Annotated in this window: 2 protein-coding genes; both read right to left on the minus strand. The window is 70.0% G+C overall.

Going from position 1 to position 10,793, the window contains the following annotated elements; translation table 11 throughout:
- Positions 1 to 8,591: SDR family NAD(P)-dependent oxidoreductase (locus ACWD3H_RS46840; protein ID WP_451959684.1), on the minus strand; the 8,591-nt coding region annotated here is incomplete at its 3' end.
- Between the two features lie 36 nt (positions 8,592 to 8,627).
- Positions 8,628 to 10,793, minus strand: a 2,166-nt coding sequence (locus tag ACWD3H_RS46845; RefSeq protein ID WP_451959685.1) for an SDR family NAD(P)-dependent oxidoreductase, incomplete at its 5' end; no start/stop codon positions are given.

Genomic DNA, 10,793 nt, shown 5'->3' on the forward strand with positions numbered 1-10,793 from the left:
ATCAACGGCGAGTGGAACGCGTGCGACACCCGCAACCGCTTCGTGCGCACCCCGCGCTCCTCCAACGCGGCGGCCACCTCAAGAACCGGCCCCTCGACCCCAGCGATCACCACCGAGGCCGGGCCGTTCACCGCCGCGACCGACACCTCCTTCTCACGCCCGACCAGCAGCTCAGCGACCTCCTCCTCGGACGCCCGCACCGACACCATCACCCCACCCGCGGGCAACGCCTGCATCAACCGCGCCCGGCCCGCCACCAGCGCACACGCATCACTCAGCGACAGCACCCCGGCGACATGAGCCGCAGTGATCTCCCCGATCGAGTGACCGGCCAGCACATCCGGCCGCACCCCCCACGAGAACACCAACCGGAACAACGCCGTCTCAAGCGCGAACAACGCCGGCTGCGCCCACCCGGTCTGATCCAGCAGCCCCGCCTCGGCCGACCCCGGCTCGGCGAACAGCACCTCCCGCAGCGACCCGTCCAGCAGCGGATCCAGCTCCGCGAGCACCTCGTCCAACGCCGCCGCGAACACCGGGAACCGCTCATACAGCTCCCGGCCCATCCCCGCCCGCTGACTGCCCTGACCGGTGAACAGGAAAGCAAGCTGCGGCTCCGTCGCGGCCACCCCGCGCACCACACCGGCACCTGGCAGGTCCTCGGCCAGCGCACCCAGCCCGGCCAGCACACCCTCACGGCCCTCGGCCAGCACCACCGCCCGATGCTCGAACACCGACCGCGTCGTGGCCAGCGAGAACGCGGCGTCGGCCAGCCCCAGATCAGACTCACCGTCCAGGAACGACACCAGCCGCCCGGCCTGTGCCCGCAACGCCCGACCCGTCTTGGCCGAGACCAGCACCGGCACCACATCCGCAGCCGGTACCCGGCCCTGCGGACTGTCTTCTCCTACCGGTGCTTCCGGCCCCTGCTCAAGAATGATGTGCGCGTTGGTGCCGCTGATCCCGAACGACGACACCCCCGCCCGACGCGGACGACCGGTCTCCGGCCACTCCACCGGCTCGGTCAGCAACTCCACCGCACCCGAGGCCCAGTCCACATGCGAGGACGGCTCGTCGATGTGCAGCGTCCTGGGCAGCACCCCCTGACGCATCGCCAGCACCATCTTGATCACACCCGCCACACCGGCGGCCGCCTGGGTGTGACCGAGGTTCGACTTGATCGACCCCAGCAGCAGCGGACGGTCCTCGTCCCGGTCCTGACCATAGGTGGCCAGCAACGCCTGCGCCTCGATCGGATCACCCAGCGTCGTACCAGTCCCGTGACCCTCCACCGCGTCCACCTCGACCGGGTTCAAGCCCGCGACGGCCAGCGCCTGACGGATCACCCGCCGCTGGGAAGGACCGTTCGGCGCGGTCAACCCATTTGACGCACCGTCCTGGTTGACCGCCGACCCACGCATCACGGCCAGCACCTGGTGGCCATTACGGCGCGCGTCCGACAGCCGCTCCAGCACCAGCATGCCCACGCCCTCGGACCAGCTCACCCCGTCGGCCGCGTCAGCGAAGGACTTGCACCGGCCATCGCCGGCCAGCCCGCCCTGCGCGCTGAAACCGATGAACGCGCCCGGGTTGGCCATCACCGTCACACCACCGGCCAGCGCCAGAGTGCACTCACCCGACCGCAGCGCCTGCGCCGCCATGTGCATCGCCACCAGCGACGACGAACACGCGGTGTCCACCGTCACCGCCGGACCCTCCAACCCCAGCGCGTACGAAATCCGGCCGGTCGCAACGCTGCCCGCCGTACCGGTGCTGATGAAGCCCATCGCCTCCGGCGGGAACTCCACGCTTGACGCGTAGTCGTGGTACATGATCCCGGCGAACACACCCGTGTGGCTGCCGCGCAGGGAGACCGGATCCATGCCCGCCCGCTCGATCGCCTCCCACGACACCTCAAGCAGCAACCGCTGCTGCGGATCCATCGCCAACGCCTCACGTGGCGAGATCCCGAAGAACCCCGGATCAAACTGCCCCGCCTCGTGCAGGAACCCGCCCTCACGCACATAGCTGATGCCCTGGCTCTCCCGATCCGGGCTGTAGAAGGCCGCCAGATCCCAGCCGCGCGTCGTCGGGAACGGCGAGATCCCATCCCCACCCTCACTGACCAGTCGCCACAGATCCTCCGGCGATTCGACCCCGCCCGGATAACGGCAGGCCATGCCCACGATCACGATCGGGTCGTCCGCGACCGGTACCACCGACGCTGGAATGACCACGTCGGCGTCCTCACCGAACAACTCGGCCAGCAGGAACTCCGCCAGTATGGCCGGCGTCGGGTAGTCGAACACCAGCGTGGACGGCAACCGCAACCCGGTCGCGGTATTGAGCCGGTTCCGCAACTCCACCGCGGTCAAGGAGTCGAAGCCCAGCTCACGAAACTCCCGCCGGACGTCCACCGCCGCGGAGTCGGGGTGTCCGAGGACCGTGGCGGCCTGAGTGCGGACCAGATCGACCATGAACCGGGTCCGGTCGGCCTGCGTCAGTGCGGCCAGCTGCCGCACCAACGCTCCTCCATCGGCCGTATGCGCCAAAGCCGCCGTACGACGGGTGCCCCGCACCAGACCGCGCAGCAGCGGCGGCACCAGCTGAGCGGGCATCGCCGGTATGTTCATCAGGACCGGGAGCACCAGCGGTGCATCCGACCCGATGGCGGCGTCGAACAGCGCCAGCCCCTGCTCGGTGGTGATCGGCGGCAGCCCGGCGGCGGTCACCCGGTGCACATCGACCTGCGACATGCCCCCGCTCATCCCGGTCTCCTGCGCCCACAACCCCCACGCCAGCGACAACCCCGGCAACCCCAGCGCCCGGCGCCGCGCCATCAACGCGTCCAGCCAGGCATTGGCCGCCGCGTAGTTGCCCTGACCACCACCGCCCATCACCCCGGCCAGCGAGGAGAACACCACGAAACCGGCCAGATCCATACCCTGGGTCAGCTCATGCAGATGCCAGACAGCGTCCACCTTCGGCCGCAACACCGACTCCAGCCGCTCCGGCGTCAGCGAGGGAATGGTCCCATCGTCCACCACGCCCGCGGTGTGGATCACCGCGGTCAGCGGGTGCTCGGCATCGACCTGCGCCAGCAGCGCCGCCACCTGATCCCGATCCGCCACATCACAGGCGGCGACCGTGACCTCGACCCCGTGCGCGATCAGCTCGGCCCGCAACTCCACCGCACCCGGAGCGTCCAACCCCCGGCGGCTGGCCAGCAGCAGACGCCGCACCCCACGATCGGCCACCAGATGCCGAGCCACCTCCGCACCCAGACCACCGGTACCACCGGTGATCAACACCGTACCCTCCGGCTCCCACCGCCGGGGCATGGTCAACACGATCTTGCCCGTGTGCCTGGCCTGACTCATGAACCGGAACGCCTCCCGGCCCCGGCGCACATCCCACGCCGTCACCGGCAACGGCCGCAACTCACCAGCGGCGAACAGCTCCATCAACTCGGCCAGGATCTGCCGCAACCGCTCAGGCCCGGCATCCAGCACATCGAACCAGTGATACTCCAGCCCCGGGAAGCGGTCCTGCTCGCGGATGTCCAGCTTGCTCAACTCGATGAACCGGCCACCCGGGCGCAGCAGTCGTGCCGAGGCGTCGATGAACTCCCCGGTCAGCGAGTTGAGCACCACATCGATGCCCCGCTCACCACACACCGCGCGGAACCGCTCCTCGAACTCCACACTCCGCGAGGAGGCGATGTGATCGTCCGGGATGCCCAGCGAACGCAGAACGTCCCACTTGGCCGGGCTCGCCGTGGCGAACACCTCCACCCCCAGCCGCTGCGCCAGCTGAATCGCCGCCATGCCCACACCACCCGCACCGGCGTGCACCAGCAGCCGCTCGCCTGCCCGCAACCCGGCCAGATCCATAAGCCCGTAATAGGTGGTGAGGAACGCCACCGGAATCGTCGCCGCCTGCTCGAACGAGCAGTGATCGGGAATCTTCACCAAGATCGTGGCCTCGGTGACGACCACCGGGCCGAACGCGCCCTCGGCCAGACCGACCACCCGGTCCCCCGGACGCAGGTCCTCAACCTCCGGGCCGACCTCCAGCACCACACCGGCGACCTCAGCCTTGTCCTGGAACCAGCCCAGCGCGTTCAACCCGTCCAGCAGATCCCGGAAGTTCACCCCCGCCGCGTGCACCGCCACCCGCACCTGCCCGGCCTCCAACGGCTCGGCCGCCTGCGGGAACGGAAGCAACTCCAGCGCGTCCAAGCTGTCCTTGGCCCGGCTGCCCAGCCGCCACGGCACCTCACCGGCCGGCGGCAACAGACCCGCCCCCGAGGCCAGCGACGCCAGCCGCGGCGCCCGCACCCCACCGTCGCGCACCGCCACCTGCGGCTCGTCCGAGGCCGGCACCGCGAGCAGTACATCGCGCAAAGTCGCCAGCGAGGACTCCTGATCATCCAGGTCGACCAGGACGAACCGGCCCGGATTCTCCGACTGCGCCGACCGCACCAGACCCCACACCGCCGCAGCCGCCAGATCAGCGACCGCCTCACCCTCACCCGCGGCCACCGCACCCCGCGTGACGACCACCAGCCGCGAACCACCACACCGCTCATCGGCCAGCCACCCCTGCAACAGACCCAGCACCCCAGCCGTCACCTCGTGCGCCGAGATCGCCACGTCCCCGGCCCGCCTGGTCACGACCTCGGCCAGCACCACCTCCGGCACCGGCCCCGCCTCGCCCAGCGCCGACAGATCACGATGAACCGCGACCGACTGCCCGGCCGACTCCCACGCCCTCGCAAGACCCAGCGCGTCCGGCTCGAACCCGGCGAAACCGACCGCTGCCACCGGCACCGAATCGACCATGGGGAACTCCGACAGCGGAGTCCATTCCAACCGGAACAACCCGTTCCCCGCCGTCGCCTGTCCTCCGCCCGTGGTGGCGAGTTGGTCGGGCGAGAACGGGCGCAGCAGCAGGGACCTCACCGACAGCACCGGCTCCCCGGCGACGTCCACCGCGACCAGCGACACCGAGTCGGCAGCGGTCCGGCTCATCCGTACGCGCAGCATCGCCGCGCCGGTGGCGTGCAGGCTCACCTCTCCCCAGGAGAACGGCAACCGCGTACCTGCCTCGGTGTCCAGCCCGGCGAAGGTCACCGCGTGCAACACCGCGTCCAGCAACGCCGGATGCACCCCGAACGAACCCGCACTCGACGCCACCTGCTCGGGAAGGGCGACCTCGGCGAACACCTCGCCACCCTCGGCCCCCCACCAGGCCGCCCGCAACCCCTGAAACACCGGGCCGTAGACGAGCAGATTCTCGGCCAGCTGGTCATAGAAACCGTCCAGCGCGATCGCGGTCGCGCCGGCCGGGGGCCACACCGTCGCGTCGAACGGCACGATCGGGGCAGGACCGGCCGTGCGGGTGCCCGTGGCCAGCGTGCCGGTGGCGTGCCGCACCCACGGCACATCCTCTCCAGCCTGCGCCGACCGGGCGTAAATGCTCACGCTCCGATGGCCCGTCTCCTGAGCGGCGCCCACCGACACCTGCATCGCGACGACGTCCCGCTCGCCCAGCACCAACGGAGCGACCAGGGTCAGCTCTTCGACCAGGTTGCAACCGACCTGGTCACCCGCCCGGACCGCCAGCTCAAGGAACCCGGTACCCGGGAAGAACACCATCCCGGCCACCACGTGATCGGCCAGCCACGGATGCGAAGCCAGCGACAAGCGGCCGGTCAGCAGCACCCCATCGGAGTCGGCCAGCCCGACTGTCGCGCCCAGCAGCGGGTGCCCGGCGGCGGCCAGGCCCGCCGCCGCCACGTTCCCGGTACCGGAACCGGTGCTCTCGGGCCAGTACCGCCGATGCTCGAAGGGGTAGGTCGGCAGATCGACCCGGCGTCCGCCCGGCAGCACCGTCTGCCAGTCGACCGGCACCCCGTGCACATGCAGCTCGGCCAGCGCCGTCATCACCGCCATGTGCTCGTCCCGATCCCCGCGCAGCACCGGCACCAGCACCACACCTGTGTCGTACTCGTCCACGTCACGGCCGGCATCCAGAGTGCCGGCGGCCATGGCGGTCAGCACGCCGTCAGGGCCCAGCTCCAGATAAGCTCGCGCGCCTCGCGCGTGCAGGGTGCGGACCCCGTCGGCGAAGCGGACCGCGCCGCGGACCTGGTCCACCCAGTAATCCGGCGAACACAACTGCTCCGCAGTGGCCACCTCCCCGGTCAACGTGGACACGATCGGAACCCTCGGCGCGCTGTAGGTCAACGTACGGGCCAGGGCGCGGAAGCCCTCCAGCATCGGCTCCATCAACGGCGAGTGGAACGCGTGCGACACCCGCAACCGCCGCGTCTTGACCCCCTGCTCCTCCAGAGCGGCGGTCACCTCCAGCACCGCCTCCTCGACCCCGGCGATCACCACCGAGGACGGACCGTTCACCGCCGCGACCGACACCTGGTCCTCGCGCCCGGCCAGCAGCCCGACGACCTCCTCCTCAGAGGCCCGCACCGACACCATCGCCCCACCCGCGGGCAGCGCCTGCATCAACCGCGCCCGACCCGCCACCAGCACACACGCATCCTTCAGGGACAGCACCCCGGCCACATGGGCAGCGGTGATCTCCCCGATCGAATGACCGGCCAGCACACCCGGCCGCACTCCCCACGAGGACACCAGCCGGAACAGCGCGGTCTCCACCGCGAACAGCGCAGGCTGCGCCCACCCGGTCTGATCCAGCAACCCGGCCTGCTCGCTGCCCGGCTCGGCGAACAGCACCTCCCGTAGTGACCCGTCCAGCAGCGGATCCAGCTCCGCGATCACCTCGTCCAACGCCTGCGCGAACACCGGGAACCGCGCATACAACTCCCGGCCCATCCCCGCCCGCTGGCTGCCCTGTCCGGTGAACAGCACCGCCAGCTGCGGCGGCGTCGCGGCCACCCCGCGCACCACACCGGCACTCGGCATGTCCTCGGCCAGCGCATCCAGCCCGGCCAGCACACCATCACGGTCGCCGGCCAGCACCACCGCCCGATGCTCGAACGCCGGACGGGTCGTGACCAGCGAGAACGCCGTATCGGCCAACGCCGCCTCACCGCGGCCCTCCACGTGCGAGGCCAGCCGCCCGGCCTGTGCCCGCAACGCCCCCGCCGTACGACCCGACACCAGCATCGGAACCACACCGCTCACCGCATCGGCGGCCGGTATCCGGTCCTGCGAAGCGTCTTCTCCTACCGGTGCTTCCGGCCCTTGTTCGAGGATCACGTGCGCGTTGGTGCCACTGATCCCGAACGACGACACACCCGCCCGGCGCGGGTGGCCGGTGTGCGGCCACTCGGTCGGCTCGGTCAGCAACTCCACCGCACCCGAGGCCCAGTCCACATGCGAGGACGGCGCGTCCACATGCAACGTCCGGGGCAGCACCCCGTGCCGCATCGCCATGACCATCTTGATCACACCCGCCACACCCGCCGCCGCCTGGGTGTGACCGAGGTTCGACTTGATCGCCCCCAGCAACAATGGCCGGCCCTCGTCCCGGTCCTGCCCATAGGTCGCCAGCAGCGCCTGCGCCTCGATCGGGTCACCCAGAACCGTGCCGGTCCCATGCGCCTCGACCGCGTCCACCTCGGCCGACGACAAACCGGCGCCGGCCAGCGCCTGGCGGATCACCCGCTGCTGCGACGGACCGTTCGGCGCGGTCAACCCGTTCGACGCACCGTCCTGGTTGACCGCCGACCCACGCAGCACCGCCAGCACCTGGTGCCCGTTGCGCTGAGCGTCCGACAGCCGCTCCAGCACCAGCACGCCGACACCCTCGGACCAGCTGGTGCCGTCCGCGGTGTCGGAGAACGCCTTGCACCGACCATCGGGTGCCATCCCGCCCTGCGCGCTGAACCCGACGAACACCAACGGCGACGTCATCACCGTGATACCGCCGGCCAGCGCCAGTGAGCACTCCCCCTGCCGCAGCGCCTGCGCCGCAAGGTGCAACGTCACCAGCGACGACGAGCAGGCGGTGTCCACCGTCACCGCCGGGCCCTCCAACCCCAGCGTGTAGGACAGGCGGCCCGACAACACGCTGGCCGCCAGACCGGTGACGCCATGACCCTGCGTATCCACCTGATTGCTCATGAGCAGGTTCATGTAGTCCTGGCCGTTGGTGCCCACGAACACCCCGGTGTGGCTGCCCTTCAGCGAGACCGGATCGATCCCCGCCCGCTCGATCGCCTCCCAAGTGGTCTCCAGCAGCAACCGCTGCTGCGGATCCATCGCCAACGCCTCACGCGGCGAGATCCCAAAGAACCCCGCATCAAACCCCGCCGCATCCGCCAGGAACCCACCCTGGGCCTCCCCATCGAATCCCAGCCCTGACGACATCCCCAGATCCCAGCCCCGATCGACCGGGACCGGCGAGATCGCGTCCTCACCCTCAGCCAGCAACCGCCACAAATCTTCAGGAGAGCCGACTCCACCTGGAAAGCGGCATGACATCGACACGATGGCGATCGGCTCGCGCTTGCCCGACTCCACCTCCTCGAGTCGTCGACGGGTCTCGTGCAAATCGGTGGCGACCGACTTGAGGTAGTCAACGAGCTTCAGGTCTTCCGACATAGGAGGAGCCCTCCAGGGTATTCGCGAGCCGGGAGATCACAAGTCTTTGAGACGGCCCAGTTCGCTTTCGATGAAGCCGAGGATGTCCTTGGTACTCGCCGATTCGAGCATGCCGGCGACAGCGATTTCACTAGTTTCCGTGCCGCTCTCGCTCACCTTCGCCAGCAGCTGCCGCAGCCGGGTGACGATGCCGTTCCGGGCGAGATCGTCGAGCGCGGTATCGGAAAGAGCAGTCTCGAACCGGTTGAGATCGGCCAGCAATGACAGCTCCGTGGCCTTGCTCTCTCCCGGAGCGATTTCCGCCAGGAGGTGTTCGGCGAGGATGGCCGGGGTGGGGTAATCGAAGACGAGGGTCGCCGGCAGCCGCAACCCCGTCGCCGCGTTGAGCCGGTTGCGCAGCTCCACAGTGGTGAGGGAGTCGAAGCCCAGCTCGCGGAACTCCCGTCCCGGCTGGATCGCATCCGCCGACGTGTGCCCCAGCACCACCGCCGCCTGCGCCCGCACCAACTCGAGCACCAGCTGAACCTGATCGGCCTTCTCCAGCCCCGCCAGCCGCTCGACAACATCAACGCCGCCGCCCATCTGGGTGGCGACCGCCGAGCGGCGGCCCGCGCGCACCAGACCCCGCAGCAGATGCGGCACCTCGGGAAGGGCACGCAGCACCGACAGGTTCAGCGGCACCGCCACCACCATCGGACGATCCGACGCAGCGGCCGTCTCGAACATCGCCAGCCCCTGCTCGGCCGACAACGGAGGCATTCCGGTCCGGTTGATCCGGCGCATCTCGATCTCGCTCAACGTGCCGGTCATCCCATGGGCCTGCGACCAAGCGCCCCACGCCAGCGACAACGCCGCCAGCCCCTCGGTCCGCCGATGCTCGGCCAACGCATCCAGGAAGGTGTTCGCCGCCGCGTAGTTACCCTGCCCGGGAGCACCCACGACACCGGCCATCGAGGAGAAGACCACGAAACCGGCCAGATCCAGATCCCGGGTCAGCTCGTGCAGATGCCAGGCGGCGTCCACCTTGGGACGCAGCACCGCATCCAGACCCTCCGCCGTCAACGACGGAATCGTGCCGTCGGCCAGCACACCCGCGGTGTGAACGACCGCCGTCAGCGGATGATCGGCATCCACCCCGACCAGCAACGCCGCCACCTGCTCCCGGTCGGCCATGTCACACGCGGCGACCGTGACCTCGGCGCCGTGCGCGATCAGCTCGGCCTGCAACTCCACCGCACCCGGAGCGTCCAACCCCCGGCGACTGGTCAGCAGCAGACGCCGCACCCCACGCTCGGCCACCACATGCCGCGCGAACAACCCACCCAGACCACCGGTACCACCAGTGATCAACACCGTGCCCTCGGAGTCCCAGACCCGGCCCACCGCGTCGCCAACGTCAGATCCTGGCGCCACCCGCGCCATCCGCGGAACCCGCAGCTCACCCTCGCGTACCGCCACCTGCGGCTCGCCTGAGGTCAGAACCCCAGGCAGCACGTCAGACAAAGTCGCGAGCGAAGACTCCTGATCATCCACGTCGACCAGGACGAACCGGCCCGGATTCTCCGACTGCGCGCTACGAACCAGACCCCCCACCGCCGCAGCCGCCAGATCAGTGACCACCTCACCATCGCCCACCGCGACCGCACCCCGAGTGACGACGACCAGACGGCAATCAGCCAACCGGTCATCGGCCAGCCACCCCTGCAACAGACCCAGAACATCCGAGGTCAACTCGTGCACCGACGCCACGACCCCGCCGGCTCGGACAGAGACCGCTTCCGCCAGCACCACACCCGGCACCGGACCCGCCTCCGCCAGCGACAGCAGATCCGCATGAACCGGCGCCGAATCCCCAGCCGCCCGCAGCACCCCAGCGGCACCCAACGTGTCCAGGCCGAGCACCGCGACCGGCACCGGCTCAGCCACCGGCAGGCCACTCACCGCAACCCACTCCACCTCGAACAACGCATCCCGACCGGCACCACGACCAGCGGAGACAACCGCGAGCCACTCAGCCGGAACCGGCCGCACCACCACCGACCCCGCCGACACCACCGGCGCACCCGACCCGTCCACCGCCACCAGCGACACCGAATCGCCACCCGACCGCACCAACCGCACCCGCAACGCCGAAGCACCGGACGCGTGCAGGCACACCTCACCCCACGACAACGGCACCCGGCCACGATCCACCGCATCCAG

This window comes from Streptosporangium sp. NPDC002607 (assembly GCF_053592655.1).